Consider the following 25,557-nt stretch of genomic DNA (forward strand, 5'->3'; position numbering starts at 1 on the left):
TGAGTTTTTAAACTGAACCTAAAACATGTTTTAAATCGGAAATTTGATTTTCCCACAATAATTTCGATTCATCTAATTCATCTTCGTGTGCAAAATCAGAAATTACTATTGAAACGTCTTTTGTAATTTCATCTTCTAAAATTTTCATCTCAAAAAAATAATCTGTTTCGCTATTATCTTCATCAAGCCATCTAAATTTAATTCTTTCTCCCGACTTTTTTGAAGCTAACTTAGCTTTTTCTTCAGAGTCATCCCAAATAAAAGTAAATAATTCTCCTCTTGAATTTACGTTATCTGCAAACCATTCTGAAAGTCCAGAAGGTGTTGAAATATATTGATATAATAATTGTGGCGAAGATTGAATGGGGAATTCTAACTCGTATTTTACTTTAACACTCATTATAGTTTGTTTTTTAAAGTCGGAAATATATATAGAATTAATTGAATATACAAAAAAAGAATTTAATTATTTTTTTTCGAAATTATATTTGCAAAGAACATAAATAGTTTTATATTTGCACCCGCATTCAACAAGGATGCACGACTAAAGAATGGCGAGGTAGCTCAGTTGGTTAGAGCGCAGGATTCATACCCCTGAGGTCGGCAGTTCGACCCTGCCTCTCGCTACGAAAAGTAAATCCCTAAACAGCAATTGTTTAGGGATTTTTATTTAACAGCTATTATAAAATATGTAATCATAAATTTTCAAGTAATCTACTACCAAAGTACATATTAATTTATTCTACGAAAAGCACTTTTTACCGACAAATTAAATAATATTCAATTTTTTAACATATTTATAAAACACACATTTATAAAAAAAACTTTCTTAATTAATTAAATATGTGATAATTAACATTAAAAATATATTATTAACGCATTTCGTCTTGTTTTTATATCATTTCATCTAATTATCAAATATTTATTGATTTTTTTGAATTTTTAATAATATTTTAGCACTAATAATCTTAATGCTAAACATTATGAATATAAAAACTACCTTCAAAAAAATCCTTTCTTTATTCGTAATTGTTATAAACATGTTTGTAGCAATTTCATTGAATGCTCAAATTACTTTGAAACATCAAGGATTCGACTCTAGCCCTATTGATACTTGGGGATATAGCACAACATTAAATACTGGTACCGCAAATATTAATTCGACAGTTGCCCCATTCTATGTTTCAGCTCCAAATAGCTATAGAATTGGAGGAAGTGCAGCAAATGGTTCAAACGACCCTTTTGTTCTCTTTGATAATGTATCAATCGTTGGATATACTAATATAAAAGTCAATATAGCCTTTACATCAGATGGATCAGTAGATGTGGATGATGATTTATATTTAGATATTTCTTACGACAATGGCGTTACTTATCCAACACAAATAAAACTATTTGACGGACAATCGAGTAGCGACAATCTTACATTCATTCACAGTGTTACTACAGGAATAAGCGTTGGTTCTTTATATAACTTTAGTGTACCTAACGGAAATTCACAGATAAAAATTGTACGTCTTCAAACTAAAGTGGACTTTTCCTAAGAGAGTATTTAGTTAATAATTCAAAGATAAATGTTTTTTTTGATTTGTTGTTAATTTTAATTTTTGGTACTCATTTCTTCGGCCAATAATAGCCATTTTCTTTAATCGTTCACGTTCTTTTAAAATCATTTCACCTCTTCCAAAATAGACATCTGCTGGGGTTAAGTTGTTTAATGATTCATGATAGCGTTCATTGTTATAGCGATAAACAAACTTTTCTAAAGCAGCTTCTAATTCTTCGGGAGCAAAGTAATTATCAAGTTTTACCACGTTTTTCATAGTTCTGTGATAGCGTTCAATTTTTCCTTGTGTTTGTGGATGATTGGGTCTGCCATGTACTTGTTGCATTTGATAATTGTCTTTTAAATACGTTTTTAATTCGCTTGCAATATAGCACGAACCATTGTCTGACAAGAGTTTTGGTTTTTGTTTAGTTACCAATTTTGCTTTTTTAATGGCAGTATCCACAGTTCTTTTTACATCATCGGCTTTCATGCTTGAGCAAAGTTCCCAATGCACAATGTATCGGCTGTAATCATCTAAAACCGTACTCAAGTAATACCAACCCCAACCCAATATTTTAAAATAGGTAAAATCCGTTTGCCACATTTGATGAACAAAGCCTGTTTTGTCTGTAAATTCATTACCTGCACTCAGAAAAATATGAGCTGGAGCTGTAATTAAACCTCTTGACTTTAAAATCCGATAAACACTTGATTCTGATAGGAATATCTGTTGTTCATCAGTGATTTTATAGGCTAATTCTCGAGAAGACAAATCAGGATAATCTAAAGCTAATTTTACAACCAAATTCTTCTGCTCTTGTGGAATGCTATTCCATTGCCTGTTTGCTGCTCTTTTGGTTGGAAGCAATCCTTCAACACCATTTTCGCTGTAAGCATGATACCAATTGTAAAACGTACTTTTATTGATTCCAATCTCCCGAAGTGTTCGATTTACGCCAATTTCTGAACGAGTAACCATGTGAATGATTTCTTGTTTTTCGGATACTGTAAGTCGCATATATTTCTTAAACTTTTCAGTTAATCCAGCATGTCCAAGCTTTTTTTTACAATATCGTAGCGTAAAACTAAATCGGCAATCATTACTTTTAAAGACTGATTTTCTTTCTTGAGCTCTGATACTTCATCACTCGTAGCTTCTCTTGTTACATCGCCTGCTAAACGCTTTTTACCTGCTTCCAAAAATTCTTTGTTCCACTTATAAAACTGAGATTCATTAATGGAATACTTACGACACAATTCTGCAACTGACATTTCTGCTCGTAAAGCTTCCATAACAATCTGAATTTTTTGTTCAGAACTAAAGATTCTTCGTGTGTTTCTACGAATGTCTTTGATGAAATTCTCTGCTGTTTTTTTCTTGGGTGTTTTCATAATAATTCAAATTTAAGGATTTTGAAAACACTCTCTTAGTTTTGAACTAAATCAGTCCACTTTTTGCTGACGATTTACACAGATGGTTATTTATGGCTAACAGAAAGAGTTGGAAAAAAAATAAAAAGAGTGGATCCTGTTTCAGGAAATGTCGATTTATTAATAGACATAAGTAGTTTAGTTTACCAAAATGGCGGACAAGATGGATTAATGGGAATGGCTTTACATCCTCAATTTCTTCAAGGCACTGGAAACGATTACGTCTATATTTCCTATACCTATGGGACATCAGATAGCAATCGAAGAACTAAAATTGTACGTTACTCCTATTCTATTTTAGGAAATGATGGCACATTAAGTGCTCCGACAGATTTAATTGTAGGTTTATCAGGTAGTAATGATCATAATTCAGGCAGAATGCAAATTGGCCCAGATTCTAAAATTTATTACACCATTGGAGATCAAGGAGCAAATCAATTTGGAAATAAGTGTAATCCTATAAAATCTCAAATTTTACCAACTCAATTTGAAATTGACTCACAGAATTACTCCACCTATGAAGGTAAAATTTTAAGAATCAATCTTGATGGTAGTATTCCTTCTGATAATCCTGTTTTAAATAGTGTGAGAAGTCACATTTATAGTTATGGACATCGAAATAGTCAAGGAATTGTTTTTGGAACAAATGGAATATTGTATGCAAATGAACATGGTCCAAAATCGGATGATGAAATCAATATTATTCAAAGTGGAGGAAACTATGGTTGGCCTCATATTAGCGGTTATCAAGACAATAAAAACTATGAGTATTGCAATTGGTCTTCCGCTTCAAATTGTAACGCTTTAGCTTTTAGTGATTATAATTGCGGAACAGGAGCTACTTCAACTCAAGAATCAAGCTGGACAGGAACATTTATACCTCCAATTACTTCACTTTATACTATAGATAACGGCTTTAATTTCACTGGTGGTTGGCTAACATGGCCAACTATTGGCCCTTCAAGTATGATTCTATACGAAGGGTATAGCAATCCTATCCCAGGATGGAACAACTCTTTACTATCAACTACTCTAAAAAAAGGAAAATTATATCGAACTATTTTAGCACCCGATGGTCTTTCTGTTATAGGTGAAACAGAAGAACTATTGTATACCCAAAATAGATATCGAGATATTGCAATACATCCAAATGGAAAAATTATTTATGTTATTACAGATAGTGGAGGAACTACTTCTGGACCTTCTGGCTCTAGTTCCTTAACTGTAACACATCCAGGCACAATATTAATTTTTACCCATGAAACCTTTTTAGGAAATCCTGATTATGAAATATATAATTCAAATAATACTTTAATTTACAAATCCGACAATAAAATAAACATCAGCTCAAATAAAGAGATTAAAGAAGTTCAAATTTATGACCTGTTAGGAAGATTAATCTATGCAAACAAAGAAACCGATGGAAGAAGACATATTATTGAAAATTTAGAAGCCAAAAATCAAATATTACTACTTCAAATTCAAACAATTGACAATCAAACAATCTCTAAAAAATTTGTTTTTTAATTTGAAATAAATGCTTATAAACTTTGATTTTTGCATTTTAAAATTTAAATAAATTTGCTACAACAACGACTTTTAAATGAATTCATCTAAAAGTCGTTGTTGTTTTATAAAGAATCCCTAATATGAAAAATGTTTCCATTTAATAAAACATAAGGAATTAACTCCTAATAATTTTCACACAAACTTATTATCGTAAAATTGATTACACATATCAAGTTAAACCGACTCACTTATTATTTTACAAGAAAATTATACAAATTAGTTAATACTAAATATTTGAGTATGGGTATTCATTTTGTTCAAATGAAAACGTCTAAATCTAAATATTGTAGCAAAAAAACAATCGAATAACATTAAGAAACTATAATTTAAAACTATTTTTGTGTATTAAACATAAAGTCGTGAAGTTCTATCCTATTTTTTTATTATTTTTCATAGTAAGTAACTCTTTTTCTCAATTAAAAACCATAACTGGTAAAACCACATATCCATTTTGGATTAATGTACCTGAAAAAGAAAGTACTGAAAAACAACCCGTTTTGATTTTCCTTCACGGAAAAAGTCTTTCTGGAACTGATTTAAATCGTGTGAGACGTTATGGTGTTTTACGAGCAATGGATAAAGGAAGAAAAATTCCAGCGATTGTTGTGGCACCACAAGTAGCAAAAGGAAATTGGAATCCAGATAAAGTTTTAGAAGTTTTAGAATACGTAAAGAAAAACTACAACGTAGATGAATCGCGAATTTATGTTTGTGGCATGAGTTTAGGCGGTTATGGTACATTACACTTTGCCGGAAAATACGCCGATAAAATCACCGCAGCAGTTGCTATTTGTGGCGGTGGAAATGTTAAAGATGGTTGCAAATTAGCTACTATTCCACTTTGGATTCAGCATGGCGATAAAGATTTTATAGTTCCAATGTCGGAATCAGAAAAAGTGGTGAATGCTATTAGAAAATGTAATGCCAAAGCAAATCTAATTTTCACCATTATAAAAGGTGGTAACCACGGAAGTGTTGAAAGTGTTTTTCATCAAGATGCTATGTACGATTGGTTATTTGAACAAAAAAGAGAGTAATTCGTTTATCTTTGCCAAATGAATAATCCCACATTACTATCTTCTCCTTTACAAGGCTTTACCGACTTCCGATTTAGAAATGCATTTCACAAGTATTTTGGAGGTATCGACACTTTTTATTCTCCCTATATAAAACTTAATGGTAAATTGGTAATTAAAGGTTCTTACGAACGTGATATTTTACCAGAAAACAACTCTACTTTAGAAGTAATTCCACAAATTATAACGAACGATGCTGATGAGTTTTTGTTTGTTGTGAAATTTGTTCAAAGTTTAGGATATAAAGAATTGAATTGGAATTTAGGTTGTCCTTATCCAATGGTTGCAAAATGTGGAATGGGTTCCGGATTAATTAGCAATACTTCGCAAATTGAACACATTTTAAAACGTGTTCATAATGAAACAGACATTGTTGTTTCTATGAAAATGCGAATGGGTTATGAAAATCCAACCGAAATTTTAGATGTTTTCCCTATTTTAGAACAATATCCAATTAAAAATATTGCCATTCATGCTCGAATTGGAAAACAATTGTACAAAGGCGGAGTTGATTTAGATTCGTTTCAAAGATGTTTAGACACTTCCAAACAAAAAATCTATTACAATGGTGATATTACTTCAGTTGCTAAATTTAGAGAAATGCAAGAGCGTTTCCCTTCGATTGATCATTGGATGATTGGAAGAGGTTTAATTGCCGATCCGTTTTTACCAAGTATGATTAAAAACAATACAACTGAATATCCGAAAAATAAATTGGAAATTTTTGAAGCTTTTCACGATACCATTTACCAAGAATACGATGCTTATTTACAAGGTCCAACTCCTATCCGAATGAAAATGTTGGGCTTTTGGGAATACTTTTCTCAGTCGTTTTCTAATCCACAAAAAACGTTTAAAAAGATTAAAAAAGCTGGAAATAGTAAAAATTACGAGGCGGCTGTGAAGGAGATTTTTAAAAACGGATAAATCTATATTTTAAACTTATCTCCTAACTTTTTCCCAATCAAATAAGCAACACCAATTCCCAATATTAGAATCCAAAGATTCATGAAAATATAAAAGGTATATGCGATTGGATTTTCTGACGAATTGAAACAATAACTATCAATTAAAAAACAAAATTGAGTTGTTTCTTTTGAAAATAACGACAACGCAAAACTCAACAAAAAGGTAACAACTACAGCCGAAAGAATATAAACAACGTTTTTATTCATTGGCTTTTTGCCTGTTGGAGCAAATACATTTCGCTCAGCTTCAGAACGCTTGTTGTTTTGAAGCGACCAAATTACCTTTTTAGCTTCGTCATCTACATTCATATTAAAACTTATATTAAGTTATGTAGCAAAGTAACTAACGCTGTGTAATCGACTTTTTGCTGTTCGCCAGAAGCTAAATTTTTAACTGTAAATAAGTTATTATTCATTTCCTCTTCTTTAACTAAAATTGCAAATGGAATTCCTCTTCTTTCAGCATGTTTGAATTGTTTATCAATTTTAGCTGCATCGGGATACAATTCTACTTTCAAACCTTCAGAACGTAATTTTGTAATGGCTTGCATTGCATACAACGCTTCCTTATCGCCAAAGTTAAAGAACAATGCTTTTGATGTTGCAGTAACTGTATTTGGGAACAAGCCTAACTCTTCAATTACTAAAGCAATTCTGTCTAATCCAAATGAAATTCCAACACCAGACATATTTTTCAACCCGAAAATTCCAGTTAAATCATCATAACGACCACCGCCACCAATAGAACCCATTGCAACACCTTTTGGAGCAGCAACTTCAAAAATTGCTCCTGTGTAATAATTTAAACCACGCGCTAACGTAACATCTAAATCTAAGAAAGCTGTTTGCAAACCTAAAGTCGTAACGTTGTCACAAATAAATTGTAATTCATTTACACCTTTCATTCCTTCTTCTGAATTGGTTAACAAATTGGCTAATTTCTCGATTTTCTCGTTGATAGTTCCTGTGAAATTGAACAACGGTTGTACTTTTTCGATAGCAGATTCTGAAATGCCTTTTTCTAACATTTCTTTTTTCACGCCATCCTCACCTATTTTGTCTAATTTATCTAAAGCTACCGTAAAGTCGATTAATTTATCCGAAGCACCAATAACCTCAGCAATTCCAGATAAAATTTTACGATTGTTGATTTTAATTGTAACACCATCAACTCCTAACTGTGAAAAAACAGCATCATATAATTGTACCAATTCTACCTCTTGCCAAAGCGAATTAGAACCAACAACATCGGCATCACATTGATAAAACTCTCTAAAACGTCCTTTTTGAGGTCGATCTGCTCTCCAAACAGGTTGAATTTGATAACGCTTGAACGGAAACTCAATTTCGTTTTGGTGTTGTACCACGTAACGTGCAAAAGGAACCGTTAAATCGTAACGTAATGCTTTTTCAGAGATTTTAGAAGTAAATTGATTCAATTGAATAAGTTCTTCTTTAGAAATATCTTCTGCAGATTTAATTTGCAAATCTTCAATTGAAGCAGGAATTTCAATTTTATTTTTATTGAAAAAATAATTACCCGAATTCAAAATTTTAAAAATCAGTCTATCACCTTCTTCACCATATTTACCCATTAAGGTTTCAGAATTTTCAAACGAAGGCGTTTCAATAGGTTGAAAACCAAACTTTTCAAAATTGGTTTTTATTGCACTGAAGATATAATTACGTTTTGCAACTTCTGCAGGTGAAAAATCACGAGTTCCTTTTGGTATACTTGGTTTTTGTGCCATTTTACTAATGTGTCAATTTGAAAATGTGTCAATAAGACAATTCTGATTTTTTATAATGCAAATATCGAACATATTCGGCAGTATAAAAAATCTATTTTTGGTTTTAAACACATAGACACATAGTTTAAATTTAAACTAAAAGGGTATTCCATTTTACATCAAAACACATAGACTTTGTGAACTATGTAAAGTGAAACACCTAAAACTATACATAATCCAAATCTAAAGTGTCTATGTGTTTAAAAAAATCACTACAAAATTGTAACATTCAAACAACTTTTTAGTCTTATAGTCATGGTAGGATTATTTAAGGAAAATACAAAAATTGCGCTTGACTCAATTAGAAGTCAGGCTTTACGTACTTCGTTAACCGTTATGATTATTGCAATTGGAATTACAGCTTTGGTTGGAATTCTAACGGTAGTTTCGGCTTTACAAAATACTATTTTAAAAGATTTTGCTTCTATGGGAGCGAATACTTTTTCAATTAGTCAGTATGATTTTTCTTCTGAAATCAATCAAAATGATGCCCAACAAAGAATAAATCCAATCATAAGTTACCCAGAAGCAAAAGCATTTCAAGACAAATATAATTTTCCTTTTACTAGCACATCATTATCATTTACTGCAGGTTCTTCGATAGAAGTTAAACATGGAGAAAAGAAAACCGATCCAGAAATTTCTATTTTAGGTGTAGATGAAAACTTTTGTCCAAATAAAGGTTTAGAAGTTGTAAAAGGAAGAAACTTCAATTCTTTTGACATTTCAAACAACAATTATGTTTGTGTTGTAGGTTCTGATTTTGAAAAAGGATTGTTTGAAAATATCAATCCTATCGACAAAACTATTTCGATTCGCGGTGCAAGATTCAAAGTAATTGGTGTTTTAAAACCAAAAGGTTCAACCTTTGGCAACAGCCAAGATTTACGCGTGTTAATTCCTATTCAAGTAGCGCGTTCTATTTTTTCGGCCCCAAATATCAACTATGATTTAGATGTAATGGTAAATAACGAAGCTTTACTTGATGAAGCCGTTGATGACGCTATTATAACAATGAGAAGAGTTAGAAAATTAAGTCCGGTTTCTAAAGACAATTTTGGAATTGAAAGAAGCGACGATTTGATTCAAACATTACTTTCAAATACAGCAGTTTTAGGAATTTCGGCTTGGGTAATTGGTATCATTACCATTTTTGGTTCTTCAATTGCTTTGATGAATATCATGTTAGTTTCTGTTACTGAAAGAACACGAGAAATTGGTGTTCGAAAATCGCTTGGTGCAAAAAGAAGTACAATTGCTTGGCAGTTTTTCACCGAAACATTGATTATTGGTCAAATTGGAGGAATTGTTGGAATTATTTTAGGAATTCTAATTGGTTTCGGAATTGCTTCAGCTATTGGTTTTGTGTTTGTAACACCTTGGATGGCAATAATTTGGGCTTTCGTAGTAACATTTGTCGTAACTATACTTTCGGGATTAATTCCTGCAATAAAAGCTTCAAAATTAGATCCAGTTGAAGCATTGCGATATGAGTAAATTCAAGGTACGAATTACAAAGTACGAAATACGATAAATTTGATCGCTAATTTCATTATTTAGAATTTTGATTATTTCTTGAGGTTTTTATTGAAGCCACTATAATTGCTAAAATTTCATTCCCCTCTTTCAATAGTACCTCAATTTCTGAATGTAATTCTTGATTTTTGTTTATTTCTAGGATAACTTCAAGAAAGAAATTACTTTCATCAGCTTCTTCTTCTACAATTTTTAATTTATTAATAAAGTCTGCTGTTGATTTTGCACGTTGCGAAGCTCTGTAATTTGCTCCCACCGAACTTGAAGATCTAATAAGTTGATTAACGTATGCATTAAATTCTCTTGAATGTGGCAACTTGGAACATAAATTAGAACAATCAATAGTAAACTTTTTTGTCCTAGCTTTCATATCAATTCTCATATTTTTATTTTTAAGTAAATTATCGTAAATATATAATTCCCTACCTAATAAGTCAAATACATTTCGTACCTCGTACTTCTTACCTTGTACATTTTATCATTCGATCATTACCAACGAAGTCTTTACGTAATTCGATATTTTTGAAACCTAGATTTTCAAGTAATTCAACTGTTTCTTTTCCTAGATATTGATTGATTTCGAAAAATAACAATCCGTTTGGAGACAAGTTTTTCATAGCCAATTGTGCAATTTTTCTATAAAAAAGAAGTGCATCGGTATCTTCAACAAACAAAGCCAAATGTGGTTCGTAGTCCAAAACATTCTTTTTGATTTCTTGCTTTTCTAAATTGCGAACATAAGGCGGATTAGAAACAATGATGTCTAAAGGTAAAAGGTTTTGGGTAAAGGGTAAAGGGAATTTTAATAAATCTTCTACTTCTAATATGTTAGCTTGAATGAAATTGATTTCAACTTTATTTGATGCTGCATTTCTTTTGGCTACTTCTAATGCTTTTTCGGAAACATCAATTGCCGAAACATTGGCTTGCGCTAAATTTGCTTTTATAGAAATAGGGATGCAACCTGTACCTGTTCCAATGTCTAAAATAGTTAAAGGTGATGGGTAATTGGTTATAGCTGAATTCAAAATCCATTCAACCAATTCCTCTGTTTCTGGTCTAGGAATTAAGGTATTTTCATTAACTTCAAATGGCAAACCATAAAACCAAGCTTCTCCTATGATATATTGAATGGGTTTCTCTTGTTGCAATTCAGCTAGAATAAAATTCCATTTTTCAACTTCTGCTTCAGTCAATTCAAAATTAGGATTCAAAGCCAAATCTACTCGTTTCAAATTGTGCAAATATTCCGTTAAGATGAAAAAAAAACTTTCAATTTCTTGTTCTTCTTGAATATCTTGTAACGAATCGAAAAAATGGTGTTTGTATTGTTTTAGTAGCATTAGAATCCGTATTTTTTTCTAATAAGTTCGAAAATATCTTTTTGTAATTGCCATGGAGGCAAACCTACAGCTATTCTCCGTTTATCTAAATTTTCAAAATCGTCAATTTTATCTTTCTTGATATTATTGTAAATTCCATATCGATAAATTCCATTACTTCTTAAATTGCTATCAATTAAACTTCCATAGATATCGGCAGGAGCTCTACCTCTTCTAATTAAATCGAGAAAAATCGGTTGCCAATATTCAGAATCTTCAGAACTGATATGCATTATTAAAACTGATATGTCTGGGTCAAACTCATCAACCTCATAATTACCAATTAAATTTAATGAGTAGTTAGGATAGCAATCACAATCAGCTACTATTCTTTTTAGCTTTTCATTATTCACACTATCTACTATTTTAGCTCCTTCGGCATCAAAACCATTAGTTCTAACTCTTTGATCTTCTTTCTTCATCAAGTTTAACTCTTTTCTCAAAGAAAAGTCAATCTTTTGAATATAATCCTTGTAATATTTTTCAGCTTTATTTTTAATTTTCTTCCATCGTTTAGAAGATTTTAATTCTTCAAAATCAAAATTGTTTTCAAAATAACTAAATTTTATACCAAACTCTTTTAATGTTAACTCAATATAAGCTAATGCTTCTTTATGTTTTCCTAATTTAACCGCAGATTCTGCTAAAATCATTGGTTCATAAATTCCTGTTTGGTTCAATAACGGACAATTCTTCTCAGCTGTTTTTAATAAATCATAAGTTTTTTGATAATCTCCCTTTAAGTATGAATAATGTGCTTGATAAACAAACTGATAATAATCGTTTATGTAATTGTATTCCTCGTTGATTTTTTTCTCTTGAGAAAAACCAACTAATGTCATCATTAAAAAAACTAAAATTTTAATCTTCATGAACTTTGAATGTTATTTTAATTGTTTCGTCATCCAAACTTGGCAACTGTTATGTCCTGTGTTTCCTAAAGGACCATCGATATTTTCAAAACCTATTCTTTTATATAACTTTTGAGCTGCAGTCATAAAAGCCAATGTTTCCAAATAACAAATTTCAAAACCTTGCGCTTTAGCAAATTCCAAACATTTTTCAATGATTTTTTCTGCATAACCAGTGCCTCTAATTTCGGGAGCAAAATACATTTTTTGTAATTCACATACCGAAACATCACCATTTTCTAAAGGAGCAACACCACAACCACCAACTACTCTACCTTCGTTTTCTACAACATAATAGGCAGAACGTGGTTCTTGATATACTTCGTAAAGCGTATCTAAAATAGGATCTGCGTAAGCTGTCCCAACTTTTGGAGCATCTAATTCATGAAAAATATCTCGAATTACTTTAGCTATGGCCGCATTATCTTTCTGTTGGATTTCTCTAATTATCATTGTGTTTTTATTGTTGGGTAAAAGTACATAAATTGGTAGAATCGATTATTAATTCTATCTTAAAAATACTACTTTTGTATTATGACGACGCACGAAATTTACATGAAACGCTGCATTGAACTTGCTAAAAATGGTTTGGGAACTACCTATCCTAATCCGTTAGTGGGAAGTGTTATTGTGCATGAAGGTAAAATTATTGGTGAAGGTTGGCATAAAAAAGCAGGTGAAGCTCATGCAGAAGTTAATGCGGTGAATTCAGTAAAGGATAAATCGTTATTAAAAGAAGCTACGATTTATGTGAGTTTAGAACCGTGCAGTCATTTTGGAAAAACGCCTCCTTGTTGCGATTTAATCATTGCAAATGAAATTCCGAATGTTATAGTGGGAACAGTTGACCCATTTGCAAAAGTGGCTGGAAATGGCATCAAAAAATTAATCGAAAGCGGTAAAAATGTTACTGTTGGTGTCTTGGAAGACGAGTGTAACGAACTCAACAAACGCTTTTTTACATTCCATAAAAAGAAACGACCTTACATTATTTTAAAATGGGCAGAATCTGCTGATGGGTTTATTGCTCCGATTTCGAAAGAAGAAAAAAAACCGGTTTGGATTACGAATAACTATTCGAGACAATTGGTTCATAAATGGCGAACTGAAGAACAAGCTATTTTAGTAGGAACGAATACCGTTTTTGAAGATAATCCAAAATTAGATGCTCGCGATTTCAAAGGGAATAATCCCATTCGAGTGGTCATTGACAAATTAGGCAAAATTTCTGAAAACTATCACGTAAAAGATAATTCACAAAAGACAATTTTCATTACAGAAAACGAAAATTTCACATCAACTGAAAATTGTATCTATGAAAATACTATCTTTACTAACCTTATTCCGTCGATTTGTGATATTTTGTATAAAAATGACATTCAATCGGTAATAATAGAAGGAGGTTATAAAACTTTACAATCGTTTATAGATGCAAATTTATGGGATGAAGCTAGAGTTTTTATAGGAAAAACAACATTTCAAAACGGCACAATAGCCCCTAAGATTTCCGGAAAACCGGTAGCTAGTTTTGACATAATAGATGATGAACTTAAAATTTTCAGCAATTATGATTGAGGCAATTATTTTTGATTTTGGCGATGTTTTTATCGATTTGAACAAACAAGCTATTGATACTGAATTTAGAAAATTAGGTTTAACGGCTTGGCATGATGATTTAGATGCTCTAAATAAAAAGTACGAGATTGGAAAAATCGACGAACTTGAATTCATGCAAGGTTTTCAAAAACATTTACCCAATGCTGATTTAACAGAAATTAGAGCTGCTTGGAATTCTATTTTAGGAGATTTTCCGCTAAAACGCTTGGAATTTCTACAGATGATTTCATCAAAATATCGTTTATTTCTTTTAAGTAATACCGATCATACACATATTGAAAAATTTGAGCACAAAGAAGGCTTAACTTTTGCACGCGATTTTTATAGTTGTTTTGAAAAAGTATATTTCTCCTATGAAATTGGTTTAAGAAAACCAGATGAAAACGCTTTCAAATATGTAATCAACAATCATAATTTGAATCCAAAAAAAACACTATTTATCGACGATAAAAAGGAAAATACAGATATGGCTCAAAAACTAGGAATGCAAGTTTGGAACCTTCAAGTAGGAACTGAGGATGTTACCCAACTTTTTGATAAAATAATAATTTAATTTATAGTGATTTATTTATTACTAAGCATTTTATTTAATGCTGTTCTTTTTGTAATTATTAAACTTTTTGCAAAATATAATATTGATGCATTACAAGCTTTAGTAATAAATTATCTGATAGCCTTTAGTGTAGGTCTATTTTTTTTAGACAACACAACTGATGCAACTGAGGTTTTTAAATGCGATTGGTTCAAAGGAAGTATTCTTTTGGGTTTTGTTTTCATATCCACTTTTTATGCAACTACACTAACTTCGCAACGAAACGGACTTTCTGTAGCTTCTGTGGCTTCAAAAATGTCGGTTATAATCCCTATTACTCTTGGTGTTATTTTATACGATGAAAAATTAAGCTATATAAAAATTACAGGTATTGTATTAGCACTAATTGCAGTTTACTTTACTTCAAAAAAAGAAACAGGCGAAGTACAAGAAGCCAATAATTTAATTTATCCCATTTTAGTTTTTTTAGGAGCCGGAACAATTGATTCAAGTTTAAAATACCTTCAAACTTATCATGTTCCTTCAAATCAAATCGGATTATTTTCAACAGTTACATTTTTTTGTGCGTTTAGTGTTGGTGTTTTAACCATCCTCTTTTTAACCATTAGAGGACAAATCAAATTTTCAGCAAGAAATATTATTGGAGGAATCGTTTTAGGATTGCCAAATTATTTTTCATTATACTATTTAGTAAAAATGTTAGAAGCAAAAGCCTTTCAAAGTGCTACTTTATTTACTATTCACAACATTGCTATTGTAATTGTTTCTACCTTTGTAGGCATACTTTTCTTTAAAGAGAGTATTTCAAAAAGAAATGCTTTTGGAATAATATTGGCTTTATTCGCCTTATTTTTAGTTACTTATTAAAATGGACTTTTCAGAAATAGACACTTACAAAACAATTTCAACCGCTTCAGAAGAAGTATTATACAAAGAAAAAAATAGCAAATTCTTTGGCTATGCTTTTCCCGTGACTACCGAAGATGAAATAAAAGCAATTTTAGAACGTTTGCGAAAAGAACATTTTTCTGCTCGTCATTGGTGTTATGCTTACCAAATTGGTACTGAAAAAATTCAATATCGTGCCAATGATGATGGTGAACCTAATAACAGTGCTGGAATGCCTATTTACGGTCAAATTCAGTCGTTTGAAGTCACAAACGTATTAGTTGTGGTAGTTCGTTACTTTGGAGGTGTAAAACTTGGTGTAGGCGGATTAATTTCTGCATATAAAATTGCAGCTCAAATGGCATTGGAAAATTCTGAAATTATCGAAAAAACAATCGACAAACAATTTACCATCTCCTTTGGCTATGCCAACATGAATAAAGTGATGCGCATTATTAAAGAAAAAAATCTAAATATTGTTTCTCAAAAAATGGAAATGGATTGCGAAATTACAATTGCAACCCGAAAAAAAAATGTCCAAAATCTTTTGGACACTTTTGAAAATTTATATGAGATTAAATTAACCGAAATCTAACTTTCAATAAACATGTTTATCTTCTCCGAAACGTAACTTGGAGGCAAAATTGGACGCCCAGATTTCATGTCTACAAATACCAACATTGAATAACCAGTTGTTAATAACTCATTTGCTTCATTATAGATTTCATAGTCAAATTCTATCTTTACTGAGGTCTGACTTTTGAATATTGTTTTAACAGTTAGCAAATCATCATAGCGAGCTGGCTTTTTATAATTCATATTCAAAGTAACTACAGGCAACATTACCCCATTTTCTTCCATCCATTTATAAGAAACCCCCATATTCCTTAGCCATTCCACTCTTCCCATCTCAAAATACTGTGCATAATTCCCATGATAAACGACTCCCATTTGGTCTGTTTCCGCATAACGCACACGAACTTGAAACTGATATTCTCTCATATTAAATCTATATTAAATTAACATTAAAAAAAATCCTCTTAGGCTTACAATATTTTTTTTTAAAAATCAAGTCTAAAAAAATTTTTTTTACAAAAAATTGTTCACATATTTGCTAACCCAAATAATTCGAACTGAATATTCATTCTGTTCACTTTTGTAACCTTTACAAAACTAAAAATAAACTAGTAATAATTAATTGAATCTATGACAAAAACTGCGCAATCGGTATGGAATAACTGTCTGTCTTTCATAAAAGACAATATTCAAGATCAAGCTTATAAAACTTGGTTTGAACCTATACAGTCAGTTGAGCTAAACGATAACGCGTTGTCTATTCAAGTACCTAGTAAATTTTTCTACGAATGGTTAGAAGAACACTATGTAAAATTATTAAAAGTTGCCTTGACTAAAGAATTAGGACCAGGCGCAAAGTTATTGTATAAAATTAAAATGGAAAACACTTATGGTAACAAACTTCCATTTACTGAGCAAATACCAAGTTATAACAGAACTGCCGTAAAACCTCAGGAAGTAGATGTTCCAATTGTGAATAAAAATCCTGAATTGAAAAACCCTTTTGTAATTCCTGGAATTCGTAATTTAAAAATCGAATCGCAATTAAATGCTAATTACAGTTTTGACAACTTCTTAGAAGGAGATTCAAACCGTTTAGCAAGAAGTGCTGGTATGGCTGTTGCCAACAAACCAGGAGGAACTTCATTCAACCCATTATTAATTTTTGGTGGTGTTGGACTAGGGAAGACTCACTTAGCTCATGCTATTGGAGTTGAAATCAAAGATAAATATCCAGAAAAAACTGTTTTATATATTTCGGCTGAAATTTTCACACAACAGTATATTGATTCGGTTAAGAAAAATACACGTAATGATTTTATTCATTTTTATCAATTAATCGATGTTTTGATTATTGATGATGTACAATTCTTATCTGGTAAATCAGGAACTCAAGATGTGTTTTTCCATATTTTCAACCATTTACACCAAAACGGAAAACAAGTTATCTTAACTTCAGACAAAGCACCTGTTGACATGCAAGATATTGAACAACGTTTATTATCGCGCTTCAAATGGGGATTATCTGCAGAATTACATCAACCAGACTATGAAACTCGTATTTCTATCTTAAATAATATTTTATTTAGAGATGGTGTAGAAATGCCTGACGAAATAGTTGAATATGTTGCTAAAAACATCAAATCAAACGTTCGTGAATTAGAAGGTGCTATTATTTCATTAATTGCACAATCGTCTTTCAACAAACGTGAGGTTACTATTGAATTAGCTAAACAAGTCGTTGAGAAATTCGTTAAAAACGTTAAGCGTGAAATTTCAATTGATTATATCCAGAAAATTGTTTCTGATTATTTCCAATTGGATGTTGAAACGTTACAGTCAAAAACTAGAAAACGTCACGTTGTACAAGCTAGACAATTAGCGATGTTCTTTGCTAAGAAATTTACGAAAGCTTCTTTGGCAAACATTGGTTCGCAAATTGGAGACAGAGACCACGCAACGGTTCTTCATGCTTGTAAAACAGTTGATAACTTAGTTACTACTGACAAACAATTCCGTAAATTCGTTGACGATATCAACAAGAAGTTATCGCTATAATTCATGGCTACAAAAATCTTAATGGTTTGCTTAGGAAATATTTGCCGTTCTCCTTTGGCAGAAGGTATTATGCGCTCTAAACTTTCCGAAGATTTTACAGTAGATTCAGCAGGAACTGGAGGTTGGCACGCAGGAGAATTACCTGACAAACGTTCAATTGCTACTGCAAAAAATAGGGGTTTAGATATCACCAATCAAAGAGCAAGACAATTCAAAAAAAGTGATTTTGATACTTTTGACCATATCTTTGTAATGGATAATTCTAATTACAAAGATGTTTTGGCTTTGGCACCAAATGATGTAGCAAAATCAAAAGTAAAATTAATTTTAAATGAGCTTTTTCCTGGAGAAAATGTTGATGTTCCTGATCCTTATTATGGAGGTCAAGACGGATTTGAAAATGTTTTTGACATGCTAGACCAAGCTTGTGAAGAAATTGCAAGAAAACTTAAGAGATAAATCATGAAATCAAATGCTTTAGGTAAACTGTATTTAATTCCCATTACGCTATCTAATCCTGGAGAGACAACAGTAGTTCCGGAAGATGTTTTACCTCAAACCATAAAAAGAACCATTGATTTTGTAAACTATTATATTGTTGAAAACGAGAAAACTGCTCGAAAATTCATCAAAAGCATTCATCCTGAAAAAAAACAACCAGAATTAAAAATTTCGGTATTAAACAAACATACCGACATTTCTGATCATAACGAATTTATCCAACCATTATTAAGAGGAGAAAACATAGGATTAATGAGCGAATCAGGTTGTCCTGGCGTTGCTGATCCTGGAGCTGCGATTGTAAAACTGGCTCACGAAAAAGGAATCCAAGTAGTTCCTTTAGTAGGTCCAAGTTCTATTTTATTAGCATTAATGGCTAGCGGAATGAACGGTCAAAGTTTTGCTTTTAACGGTTATTTACCTATTGATAAAAACGATAAAAAACAAGCTTTAAAAAATTACGAACGTTTATCCCAAGATAAAAACCAATCGCAATTGTTTATAGAAACACCTTATCGTAACAACAAACTAATGGAAGATTTGTTGCAAATTTTACAACCAAATACACTTTTGTGTGTAGCTTGTGATATTACTTTGCCAACGGAATTTATCAAAACTAAAACTGTAAATCAGTGGAAAAAAGAAAAGGCCGATTTACATAATCGACCTTGTATTTTTATTATTCACAAAATGTAAATTAATCTAAATCTACTTTAGCGTTTGCATTTGCTTTAATGTGTGAAATATCATAATTTGAAAATTTTCTGATGTAACTTGAAAGTGATGTTCCAAAACCATCTTTGAAACCGTTACGACCGTTACTTCTCAAATATTTTTTTACAGAACCAGCACCACCTAAATGTGCAGCAGCTACTAATCCAGACTCTGTAATTTCAACTCCATTAATAACTCTACCACAATATTTCTCGATTTCTTTACGTAATTCCCACTTATTACGAGCAATTAAAGCTTTAAAAGCTTCATCTTGCCATTCAGCGTTACGTAAAAATTCTTGAAAATCGTAAATACCAACTGTACGTAATGTACTTCTTCCGAATTGGTATTTCCCCATGTATCCGTATGGGTTTACTAAATGTAAGATTCCCCTTGACTCTTTGTAAGCCATCTTTTGAGCAAAACCAGCAAATGATTTACCAACCTGAGGTACTTTAACTGGAATTACTTCTTCGTTTTCGTATTCATTTGGAACATGGTATTTGATTACCTCTAAATTACCCAAATGAAACCCTTCCAATTTTTCTTCTTTAAAGGTTATAAAACCCGAAGAAACGACTAATACTAGGAGTGTCAATCCTATTAAATACGACCCTTTTTTTATCATGAATTGTTATTTCTCAGCGTCTGTCACCCATCTGAAATTACCGGGGCAAATATACAAAAAAAATTATAATATTGATTTACAGCATGTTAATCTTTTCTAAAAGTAGATAAAGTGCGCTTTAACTCCGTTATAATCATCGTATTGCAAAGTTGGTGCCGGAATTTTTATTGTATTAAAAACAGAAAAAAGAGTCTTTAAAAAATGTGATTTTGTTTCAATTTTTGTCAAATCAACATCAAAACTAAGATAAAATTGACGATATGGATTTTGAATTACAGAATTTGCAATTGCTTCATCTTTATCTCCATAAATCATTCCATCAGCTCCATACCCTAAAGCCACATTTAACCACTTAGGAAAAAACGTATCTTTCGTAAACGAATGAATATTAAATGACAACCAATACGTTTGTCCGTTATAATCTTTTAAAATTTGTTCATTTAAAGATGCTCCCAATGTTTCTGGTCGGTATTTCGCATATTTTGTTTGATGAAAAGAAAATTTTGGTAAAATTCGTTGCTCTTTCCAAAGCAAATCTTGAGTTACATATAAAGCTGTCCCACTAACATTAGCAATAACATCACCAGTTGAAGCACCCCATTCTTGTGAAAAACCATCAAAAACCTCAACTACTGTTAAGAAACCAAGCCCAAGAGTTGCTCCATAAAGCAATTGTTCTTTTTGCGAAGCGCCACTCCATTGTAACAACTCGGCACCAGCTCTACCCAAATGATAAGACGAATATAAATGCCCGAACTTATCCATTTGCAACCACTGGTTATTGTCGTTTATAAAATGAAAATTAGTTTGCGGATAATCTTTATACCAAACCTGATTAAGACCAATTAAAGTTACCCCTAACGCAACCGACTCTCCAATAAAAACATTTGTTTTTCTTGCTTTATTTAAAGTATCAGATGGTGTTAAAAATGAATTAAGCTTAGATTGTGATTGCGCAAAAAAAGAGAATAAAAGCAAAAAAATCAATACTTTTTTCCTTGTTAAAAATGCAAATTCAATATACCTGAAATTACAATTCTTAAAATCGAAAGAAAAAAATACTGATTTTAGTTTATTCATTTAATACAAATTATCGATTGATTCCTAATTTAGAAACCCAATCCGCATATTTTTTAGCATTAACTTGATGTGCTTCATAACTAGAAGCAAAAACATGATAACCTGGTTTATCTGGATTAGCACAGAAATAAATGTAATCGTGATTATCAGCATTAAGAACTGCGTCTATAGCAGAAACATCAGGCATTGCAATTGGTCCTGGAGGCAATCCTTTATTTATATAAGTGTTATAAGGTGACTGAATTCGTAAATCGTTATAAAAAACACGTTTAATTTCTTGGTCAAAATCGCCAGAACGTTTTTTAATCGCAAAAATTACTGTCGGATCAGCTTGCAACGGCATATCTTGTTGTAAACGATTCAAATAAACTCCAGCTACTGTTGGTCTTTCATCAACTTTAGCTGTTTCTTTATGCACTATAGACGCTAAAGTGTATACTTGAATAGGCGTTAATCCTTTTTCTTTTGCTTTTGCCAAGCGATCATTATTCCAAAAAACATGATATTCTTTAGCTAATTTTTGAGCAATTTTTTCAGCGGGTGTATTCCAATAAAATTCATAGGTATTTGGAATAAAAAGTGCTAATGCCGTTTCTTCCGTTAAACCATTTTCTTCTAAAAACGGAGAATTTGTAAAAGCTACTTCTAATTTTAAACTATCTGGTTCTAATTGTGTAGCCAAACGCTGAACCAACTTTCCTAACGTTTCTTGATTATTGAAAGCCACTTTTACAGGAACATTCAAACGCAAACTTCTAACAATATCAAAACTTGTCATGTTTTTCTTTAAAAGAAACTTACCCGATTTTACATTCGTATCGTAATTTCTAGAAGTTGCAACAAAATCAAACTTATCAACATCTTTTACTAAAGGTGATAAAATTTCTTTTACCTGACCATAAGTAGCATCTGTTGGCACATATACAAAAACCTCATCTTGTGCAAACTGGGTATTAGCTGTAAATGCTTTAAAATAAACAAAAGTTCCTAATATAGATGCTATTACTATCCCAGCTACAGCTACTATTGAAATAAGTTTTTTAACGTTCAAGGGGTGCGTCGTTTTACTGTTGATTGATTAATTGAAATAAAATTTCATCTTCGTACTGATTGTTTATTTTATTCCAATCTTTTTTTACTCCTATTTTCTGAAAGCCAAATTTAGTAAAAAGAGAAATACTTATCGGATTATTTTCTCCAATATTTGCATACAATTGATGCAACTGTAATTGATTGAAAGCAAATTGGATAACCAAACTCAAAGCTTCAGAACCAATGCCGGAATTTCTGTTATCTTCATCAGAGATTATAATCCCTACACCAGCTCTATTATTTCTTGGATCAAAATCAAACAAATCAATTAATCCAATTGCATCAAACATGGTGTTCAAACAAATTGCCAAACGCAATTGCTTAGCTTCATATATATCTTGTTGCGCATTTTCTAAATACTGACGTATCAAAAAGCGACTGTAAGGCGTTTGAGTGTTGCTCACTTCCCATATAGCTTCATTATTTTCTATTTTATAGATAAATTCTAAATCTTCTGGTTCAAGAGCTCTCAGATAAATTGTATTTCCTTTTAATGTTACCACTTTCAAATTCAAGTTCAAAAATCTAAATTAATCTTTCCTTCAAAAACAAATGTTGCGGGACCAATTAAAAAAACATTGGTATAATTTCCATTATCAACATCAAATTGCACTTTTAATTTACCACCTTCAACATTTAAATCAATTACATTATTATTGGTTTTTCCTGTTTGATGCATAGCAATTGCAACCGCAGTAACACCAGTACCACAAGATAAAGTTTCATCTTCTACACCTCGCTCGTAAGTACGAACTGCAAAAATGTCATTTGCTAATTGATGAACAAAGTTAACATTACTTCCTGCTTTTCCATACAAATCAGAGTAACGAATTTTAGCACCTTCAGTTTTAATATCCAAACTTACTAAATCATCAACCAATTGCACATGATGTGGCGAACCTGTATTTAAAAAAGTATAATTTTCATATTGATTAACAGTATCAACATCTTTCATTTGAAGCGCTACAATTCCTTCATTATCAACTGTTGCGTAATGATATCCATCTACTGCTTCAAACTCTGCCTTATTAGCAACAACTCCCATTTGTTTTGCAAAAGCTACCAAACATCTACCACCATTACCACACATACTACTTTCGTTTCCATCAGAATTGTAATATACCATTCTAAAATCATATTGCGGATGGTTTTCTAAAAGTATCAATCCATCAGCACCTATGCCAAATCTTCTGTCACAAAGTTGTTCAACTAGTTTGGTATTATTTTTGGGAAAAAATTCACTACGATTATCAATCATAACAAAATCGTTTCCAGTTCCTTGATATTTATAAAATGTAAGTTGCATTGCTTATTTAATTTATACAAAAGTACAAATTATTAATAAGATGTTAAACATTGTTAATCGGGCGTTAAAGTGATTTTGTGAAAAAAAATTGTTCTTAATTTTACTAATATAAAAATGAAGTTATTATGAAAAAATTTGGAAGTTTAGTATTCGTATCATTGTTAAGTGGAGCCGTTACATTAGGCGCTTACAAATTCTTTTTAGAACCTGATAATTCAGGTAAATTAACCATTGCAACTCCTAATTACGCAAAAAATGTGAGTTTAGGAGCCGAAAATATTGATTTTACTGCTGCGGCAGAAAACACGGTTCATGCCGTTGTTCACGTTAAAAACGTGAGTGTTTCAAAAGTTCCCAATAATCCTTTAATGGAGTTTTTCTACGGTTATCAAGGACAGAGAGAACAAACACAAATCGGAACTGGTTCAGGAGTTATCATTACTGAAGATGGTTATATTGTAACCAACAATCACGTAATTCAGGATGCAACTGAATTAGAAGTTACCTTAAATAATAACAAATCGTACAAAGCAAAATTGGTTGGAACTGATTCCAAAATGGACGTTGCTTTATTAAAAGTTGATGCTGATGAAAAATTACCTTATGTGGTATTTGGTGATTCTGATGCGATAAAAGTAGGTGAATGGGTTTTGGCTGTTGGGAATCCATACAACTTAAACTCAACTGTTACTGCTGGTATTGTTTCGGCAAAAGCGAGAAATTTATCAAACAATGGCATTCAATCATTTATTCAAACGGATGCAGCTGTTAACCCTGGAAACAGTGGTGGTGCTTTAGTAAACACTCGTGGCGAATTAGTAGGAATCAATACTATGATTTCATCTCCAACGGGAAGTTATGCTGGGTATTCTTTTGCAGTTCCATCGAATTTGACGAGAAAAATCATTGAAGATTTAATGCAGTTCGGAAATGTACAACGTGGCGTTTTAGGTGTTGAAGGTGGCGAATTAAATTCAACCTATGCTAAAGAATTAGGCGTTAAAGAAACTCAAGGTTTTTATGTAAATAAAGTAACCAAAAATTCAGGTGCCGAAAAAGCAGGATTATCAAAGGGAGATATTATTATTCAATTGGATAGCAAAAAAATCAACAGTTATTCAGAATTATCAGCATATATCAACACAAAACGACCTAATGATGTTATTCAAGTAGTTGTTTTACGAGATGGCAAACAAAAAACATTACCCGTTAAGTTAACCAAAAAAGAAATTTTAAATTACGAATTCAACGGAATTGAATTTGAAGATTTGGATGCTGCCGATAAAAAACAATTTAATATTAAAGAAGGAATTAAGATTAAAAAAGTAAACAATCCAGAATATGCAGAATATAGCGATATTTTAGATGGCGCTGTAATCCTAAGCATTGATGGCAACAAGGCAAAAGATATGGAAACGGTATCAAGTTACTTAGCAAAAAAAGAAAATCAAAAAGCTAGATATCAGTTAATTTCTAAAAATGGTCAAATGTACAGCATCATCATGTAAGCTTTGATTCAAAAAAAGAATATAAAATCGCAATAGGTACTATTGCGATTTTATATTAATTAAATTCATAATATGTTCCAAATTCAAACCCAAACGAATTTAAGCCATAATTAGGCTTTTGTAAATCTAAATTAGAAACATGACGAGCCATCATTTTCAAATCAAATGAATAATTACCCACTTTATAATTACTACCTAGAGCAAAAATATCGCTAAAAGCAAATCCCTTTTTCAACATTTCTGTATCTGTATCTATATACATTGGCCCAACATTACCTAAAGCATAAAACGAAATATTATTTGTTAATCTATACCTATAAATTATTCCTAAATTCAGAACATATTCATTTATAGTCTTCATTCTCATATATAAATCTCTATAATAATCTGGATTATCCGAACTCGTGTAAAAATCATGCCAAGGATTTAAAGATTCATGTTTAGAATTGTAATAACTTGGTTCAATTAAAATTTCAAAAAAATGCTTATTTTTATTGTATAATTTGAATTGACTAGATAATTTAAAAGCATTACTTTCATAAGTATAATCACTATCTTGTTTAATAATTCTATTTTGAGCAGAAAATCCATAAACAAACCCAATTCTAAGCCATCTTTTTTCAACAATTGAATCTTGAGAATAAGAGATTAAAGAACTAAAAACTAAAAGCGCAACAAATATTTTTTTTCTCATTAATGTATCATTTTATAAAACCTCAAAAATAACTTAATTATTTTTCTAATAAATATTTATATCTTTTTTATGTAAAAAAAATGGTTTCAAAAAACTAAACAAAATAATGTCTGGTTTTTTTATTAAAAAA

The 25,557-nt window shown here is 31.3% G+C and carries 28 protein-coding genes and 1 tRNA gene; 14 read left to right on the top strand and 15 right to left on the bottom strand.

Annotated elements, in window-relative coordinates:
- Window positions 1–7: 7 nt before the first annotated feature.
- Window positions 8–400 carry an START-like domain-containing protein gene (locus LOS89_RS09465; protein WP_231835023.1) on the bottom strand — a complete coding sequence of 131 codons (393 nt, stop codon included), beginning with the start codon at window positions 398–400 and terminating at the stop codon, window positions 8–10.
- A 153-nt stretch (window positions 401–553) separates the two neighbouring features.
- On the opposite strand from LOS89_RS09465, the gene LOS89_RS09470 reads away from it, so the two are divergent.
- Window positions 554–627 (top strand) — tRNA-Met (locus LOS89_RS09470).
- A 356-nt stretch (window positions 628–983) separates the two neighbouring features.
- Entirely contained in the window at window positions 984–1,544 is a 561-nt protein-coding gene (locus tag LOS89_RS09475; protein ID WP_231835024.1) for a hypothetical protein, read from the top strand.
- Between the two features lie 12 nt (window positions 1,545–1,556).
- Here the strand turns inward: LOS89_RS09475 and LOS89_RS09480 are convergent.
- Window positions 1,557–2,941, bottom strand: a protein-coding gene (locus LOS89_RS09480; RefSeq protein WP_370515718.1) for an IS3 family transposase whose coding sequence is annotated in 2 segments (ribosomal slippage) — window positions 1,557–2,626 and window positions 2,626–2,941 — 1,386 coding nt in all. Because the reading frame shifts where the segments join, the coding sequence is not laid out codon by codon here.
- 63 nt (window positions 2,942–3,004) lie between these two features.
- On the opposite strand from LOS89_RS09480, the gene LOS89_RS09485 reads away from it, so the two are divergent.
- From LOS89_RS09485 to LOS89_RS09495, 3 genes are all read left to right on the top strand, one after another.
- Entirely contained in the window at window positions 3,005–4,507 is a 1,503-nt protein-coding gene (locus LOS89_RS09485) for a glucose/sorbosone family PQQ-dependent dehydrogenase (RefSeq protein ID WP_231835025.1), read from the top strand.
- 401 nt (window positions 4,508–4,908) lie between these two features.
- Window positions 4,909–5,586, top strand: a complete 678-nt coding sequence (locus LOS89_RS09490; RefSeq protein WP_231835026.1) for a carboxylesterase family protein — start codon at window positions 4,909–4,911, stop codon at window positions 5,584–5,586.
- An 18-nt stretch (window positions 5,587–5,604) separates the two neighbouring features.
- Window positions 5,605–6,552 carry a tRNA dihydrouridine synthase gene (locus tag LOS89_RS09495; protein WP_231835027.1) on the top strand — a complete coding sequence of 316 codons (948 nt, stop codon included), beginning with the start codon at window positions 5,605–5,607 and terminating at the stop codon, window positions 6,550–6,552.
- Between the two features lie 2 nt (window positions 6,553–6,554).
- On the opposite strand, the gene LOS89_RS09500 is transcribed toward LOS89_RS09495, so the two are convergent.
- Both LOS89_RS09500 and hisS read right to left on the bottom strand, forming a co-directional pair.
- Window positions 6,555–6,902 carry a hypothetical protein gene (locus tag LOS89_RS09500; protein ID WP_231835028.1) on the bottom strand — a complete coding sequence of 116 codons (348 nt, stop codon included), beginning with the start codon at window positions 6,900–6,902 and terminating at the stop codon, window positions 6,555–6,557.
- A gap of 8 nt (window positions 6,903–6,910) precedes the next feature.
- Window positions 6,911–8,344: a histidine--tRNA ligase gene (gene hisS / locus LOS89_RS09505; protein WP_231835029.1), complete on the bottom strand. Its 1,434-nt coding sequence runs from the start codon at window positions 8,342–8,344 to the stop codon at window positions 6,911–6,913.
- 294 nt (window positions 8,345–8,638) lie between these two features.
- On the opposite strand from hisS, the gene LOS89_RS09510 reads away from it, so the two are divergent.
- On the top strand, window positions 8,639–9,880 hold the full coding sequence (locus LOS89_RS09510; RefSeq protein WP_231835030.1) for an ABC transporter permease: 1,242 nt from the start codon (window positions 8,639–8,641) through the stop codon (window positions 9,878–9,880).
- A 55-nt stretch (window positions 9,881–9,935) separates the two neighbouring features.
- Here the strand turns inward: LOS89_RS09510 and LOS89_RS09515 are convergent, their stop codons facing one another.
- The 4 genes from LOS89_RS09515 to LOS89_RS09530 form a co-directional block, all read right to left on the bottom strand.
- Window positions 9,936–10,301 (bottom strand): four helix bundle protein, encoded by a 366-nt coding sequence (locus LOS89_RS09515; protein ID WP_231835031.1) that lies wholly within the window; start codon window positions 10,299–10,301, stop codon window positions 9,936–9,938.
- 79 nt (window positions 10,302–10,380) lie between these two features.
- Window positions 10,381–11,262, bottom strand: a complete 882-nt coding sequence (prmC, locus tag LOS89_RS09520; protein WP_231835032.1) for a peptide chain release factor N(5)-glutamine methyltransferase — start codon at window positions 11,260–11,262, stop codon at window positions 10,381–10,383.
- Entirely contained in the window at window positions 11,262–12,173 is a 912-nt protein-coding gene (locus tag LOS89_RS09525; RefSeq protein WP_231835033.1) for a CDC27 family protein, read from the bottom strand. The genes prmC and LOS89_RS09525 overlap by 1 nt, the downstream gene beginning before the upstream one ends.
- A gap of 12 nt (window positions 12,174–12,185) precedes the next feature.
- The gene (locus LOS89_RS09530) at window positions 12,186–12,665 is read right to left on the bottom strand and encodes a GNAT family N-acetyltransferase (RefSeq protein WP_231835034.1); all 480 of its coding nucleotides are present in this window, start codon (window positions 12,663–12,665) and stop codon (window positions 12,186–12,188) included.
- 81 nt (window positions 12,666–12,746) lie between these two features.
- Between LOS89_RS09530 and ribD the strand changes: the two genes are divergently transcribed.
- Genes ribD through LOS89_RS09550 form a run of 4 tightly spaced genes read left to right on the top strand, consistent with a single transcriptional unit; the run spans window position 12,747 to window position 15,865 of the window.
- Window positions 12,747–13,787: a bifunctional diaminohydroxyphosphoribosylaminopyrimidine deaminase/5-amino-6-(5-phosphoribosylamino)uracil reductase RibD gene (gene ribD, locus LOS89_RS09535; protein WP_231835035.1), complete on the top strand. Its 1,041-nt coding sequence runs from the start codon at window positions 12,747–12,749 to the stop codon at window positions 13,785–13,787.
- Entirely contained in the window at window positions 13,780–14,382 is a 603-nt protein-coding gene (locus tag LOS89_RS09540; protein WP_231835036.1) for an HAD family hydrolase, read from the top strand. The genes ribD and LOS89_RS09540 overlap by 8 nt, the downstream gene beginning before the upstream one ends.
- Window positions 14,383–14,388: 6 nt before the next feature.
- Window positions 14,389–15,249, top strand: a complete 861-nt coding sequence (locus tag LOS89_RS09545; protein ID WP_231835037.1) for an EamA family transporter — start codon at window positions 14,389–14,391, stop codon at window positions 15,247–15,249.
- Between the two features lies 1 nt (window position 15,250).
- On the top strand, window positions 15,251–15,865 hold the full coding sequence (locus LOS89_RS09550) for an IMPACT family protein (RefSeq protein ID WP_231835038.1): 615 nt from the start codon (window positions 15,251–15,253) through the stop codon (window positions 15,863–15,865).
- On the opposite strand, the gene LOS89_RS09555 is transcribed toward LOS89_RS09550, so the two are convergent.
- Window positions 15,862–16,272 carry an acyl-CoA thioesterase gene (locus tag LOS89_RS09555; protein ID WP_231835039.1) on the bottom strand — a complete coding sequence of 137 codons (411 nt, stop codon included), beginning with the start codon at window positions 16,270–16,272 and terminating at the stop codon, window positions 15,862–15,864. The two genes, LOS89_RS09550 and LOS89_RS09555, sit on opposite strands and share 4 nt — an antisense overlap.
- Window positions 16,273–16,476: 204 nt before the next feature.
- On the opposite strand from LOS89_RS09555, the gene dnaA reads away from it, so the two are divergent.
- The 3 genes from dnaA to LOS89_RS09570 are packed head-to-tail and all read left to right on the top strand — an operon-like array spanning window position 16,477 to window position 19,101.
- Entirely contained in the window at window positions 16,477–17,904 is a 1,428-nt protein-coding gene (gene dnaA, locus LOS89_RS09560; RefSeq protein ID WP_231835040.1) for a chromosomal replication initiator protein DnaA, read from the top strand.
- Between the two features lie 3 nt (window positions 17,905–17,907).
- Window positions 17,908–18,363, top strand: a complete 456-nt coding sequence (locus LOS89_RS09565; RefSeq protein WP_231835041.1) for a low molecular weight protein-tyrosine-phosphatase — start codon at window positions 17,908–17,910, stop codon at window positions 18,361–18,363.
- A gap of 3 nt (window positions 18,364–18,366) precedes the next feature.
- Window positions 18,367–19,101, top strand: a complete 735-nt coding sequence (locus LOS89_RS09570; protein ID WP_231835042.1) for an SAM-dependent methyltransferase — start codon at window positions 18,367–18,369, stop codon at window positions 19,099–19,101.
- Window position 19,102: 1 nt separating this feature from the next.
- Here the strand turns inward: LOS89_RS09570 and LOS89_RS09575 are convergent, their stop codons facing one another.
- From LOS89_RS09575 to dapF, 5 genes are all read right to left on the bottom strand, one after another.
- The gene (locus LOS89_RS09575; RefSeq protein WP_231835043.1) at window positions 19,103–19,747 is read right to left on the bottom strand and encodes a peptidoglycan-binding protein LysM; all 645 of its coding nucleotides are present in this window, start codon (window positions 19,745–19,747) and stop codon (window positions 19,103–19,105) included.
- A gap of 96 nt (window positions 19,748–19,843) precedes the next feature.
- Complete coding sequence (locus tag LOS89_RS09580; protein WP_231835044.1) at window positions 19,844–20,725, bottom strand: DUF2279 domain-containing protein; 882 nt, start codon at window positions 20,723–20,725, stop codon at window positions 19,844–19,846.
- Between the two features lie 112 nt (window positions 20,726–20,837).
- Window positions 20,838–21,878: an endolytic transglycosylase MltG gene (mltG, locus tag LOS89_RS09585; protein WP_231835045.1), complete on the bottom strand. Its 1,041-nt coding sequence runs from the start codon at window positions 21,876–21,878 to the stop codon at window positions 20,838–20,840.
- Between the two features lie 13 nt (window positions 21,879–21,891).
- Window positions 21,892–22,422, bottom strand: coding sequence for a GNAT family N-acetyltransferase (locus LOS89_RS09590; RefSeq protein WP_231835046.1), 531 nt, complete (start codon window positions 22,420–22,422; stop codon window positions 21,892–21,894).
- Between the two features lie 14 nt (window positions 22,423–22,436).
- Window positions 22,437–23,225: a diaminopimelate epimerase gene (gene dapF / locus LOS89_RS09595; RefSeq protein ID WP_231835047.1), complete on the bottom strand. Its 789-nt coding sequence runs from the start codon at window positions 23,223–23,225 to the stop codon at window positions 22,437–22,439.
- Between the two features lie 125 nt (window positions 23,226–23,350).
- Between dapF and LOS89_RS09600 the strand changes: the two genes are divergently transcribed.
- On the top strand, window positions 23,351–24,733 hold the full coding sequence (locus tag LOS89_RS09600) for a Do family serine endopeptidase (RefSeq protein ID WP_231835048.1): 1,383 nt from the start codon (window positions 23,351–23,353) through the stop codon (window positions 24,731–24,733).
- A 55-nt stretch (window positions 24,734–24,788) separates the two neighbouring features.
- On the opposite strand, the gene LOS89_RS09605 is transcribed toward LOS89_RS09600, so the two are convergent.
- On the bottom strand, window positions 24,789–25,427 hold the full coding sequence (locus LOS89_RS09605; protein WP_231835049.1) for an acyloxyacyl hydrolase: 639 nt from the start codon (window positions 25,425–25,427) through the stop codon (window positions 24,789–24,791).
- Between the last annotated feature and the right edge of the window lie 130 nt (window positions 25,428–25,557).

It is taken from the genome of Flavobacterium channae (genome assembly GCF_021172165.1).
Taxonomy (GTDB): domain Bacteria; phylum Bacteroidota; class Bacteroidia; order Flavobacteriales; family Flavobacteriaceae; genus Flavobacterium; species Flavobacterium channae.

What these genes read in the sequence shown, in the direction of transcription:
- LOS89_RS09510 (WP_231835030.1), top strand. Translation starts at nt 8,639, where the DNA reads ATGGTAGGATTATTTAAGGAAAATACAAAAATTGCGCTTGACTCAATT.
- LOS89_RS09475 (WP_231835024.1), top strand. Translation starts at nt 984, where the DNA reads ATGAATATAAAAACTACCTTCAAAAAAATCCTTTCTTTATTCGTAATT.
- LOS89_RS09465 (WP_231835023.1), bottom strand. Translation starts at nt 400, where the DNA reads ATGAGTGTTAAAGTAAAATACGAGTTAGAATTCCCCATTCAATCTTCG.
- ribD (WP_231835035.1), top strand. Translation starts at nt 12,747, where the DNA reads ATGACGACGCACGAAATTTACATGAAACGCTGCATTGAACTTGCTAAA.
- hisS (WP_231835029.1), bottom strand. Translation starts at nt 8,344, where the DNA reads ATGGCACAAAAACCAAGTATACCAAAAGGAACTCGTGATTTTTCACCT.
- LOS89_RS09500 (WP_231835028.1), bottom strand. Translation starts at nt 6,902, where the DNA reads ATGAATGTAGATGACGAAGCTAAAAAGGTAATTTGGTCGCTTCAAAAC.
- LOS89_RS09515 (WP_231835031.1), bottom strand. Translation starts at nt 10,301, where the DNA reads ATGAGAATTGATATGAAAGCTAGGACAAAAAAGTTTACTATTGATTGT.
- dapF (WP_231835047.1), bottom strand. Translation starts at nt 23,225, where the DNA reads ATGCAACTTACATTTTATAAATATCAAGGAACTGGAAACGATTTTGTT.
- LOS89_RS09530 (WP_231835034.1), bottom strand. Translation starts at nt 12,665, where the DNA reads ATGATAATTAGAGAAATCCAACAGAAAGATAATGCGGCCATAGCTAAA.
- LOS89_RS09575 (WP_231835043.1), bottom strand. Translation starts at nt 19,747, where the DNA reads ATGATAAAAAAAGGGTCGTATTTAATAGGATTGACACTCCTAGTATTA.
- LOS89_RS09525 (WP_231835033.1), bottom strand. Translation starts at nt 12,173, where the DNA reads ATGAAGATTAAAATTTTAGTTTTTTTAATGATGACATTAGTTGGTTTT.
- prmC (WP_231835032.1), bottom strand. Translation starts at nt 11,262, where the DNA reads ATGCTACTAAAACAATACAAACACCATTTTTTCGATTCGTTACAAGAT.
- LOS89_RS09570 (WP_231835042.1), top strand. Translation starts at nt 18,367, where the DNA reads ATGAAATCAAATGCTTTAGGTAAACTGTATTTAATTCCCATTACGCTA.
- LOS89_RS09605 (WP_231835049.1), bottom strand. Translation starts at nt 25,427, where the DNA reads ATGAGAAAAAAAATATTTGTTGCGCTTTTAGTTTTTAGTTCTTTAATC.
- LOS89_RS09600 (WP_231835048.1), top strand. Translation starts at nt 23,351, where the DNA reads ATGAAAAAATTTGGAAGTTTAGTATTCGTATCATTGTTAAGTGGAGCC.
- LOS89_RS09540 (WP_231835036.1), top strand. Translation starts at nt 13,780, where the DNA reads ATGATTGAGGCAATTATTTTTGATTTTGGCGATGTTTTTATCGATTTG.
- LOS89_RS09565 (WP_231835041.1), top strand. Translation starts at nt 17,908, where the DNA reads ATGGCTACAAAAATCTTAATGGTTTGCTTAGGAAATATTTGCCGTTCT.
- LOS89_RS09495 (WP_231835027.1), top strand. Translation starts at nt 5,605, where the DNA reads ATGAATAATCCCACATTACTATCTTCTCCTTTACAAGGCTTTACCGAC.
- LOS89_RS09550 (WP_231835038.1), top strand. Translation starts at nt 15,251, where the DNA reads ATGGACTTTTCAGAAATAGACACTTACAAAACAATTTCAACCGCTTCA.
- dnaA (WP_231835040.1), top strand. Translation starts at nt 16,477, where the DNA reads ATGACAAAAACTGCGCAATCGGTATGGAATAACTGTCTGTCTTTCATA.
- LOS89_RS09555 (WP_231835039.1), bottom strand. Translation starts at nt 16,272, where the DNA reads ATGAGAGAATATCAGTTTCAAGTTCGTGTGCGTTATGCGGAAACAGAC.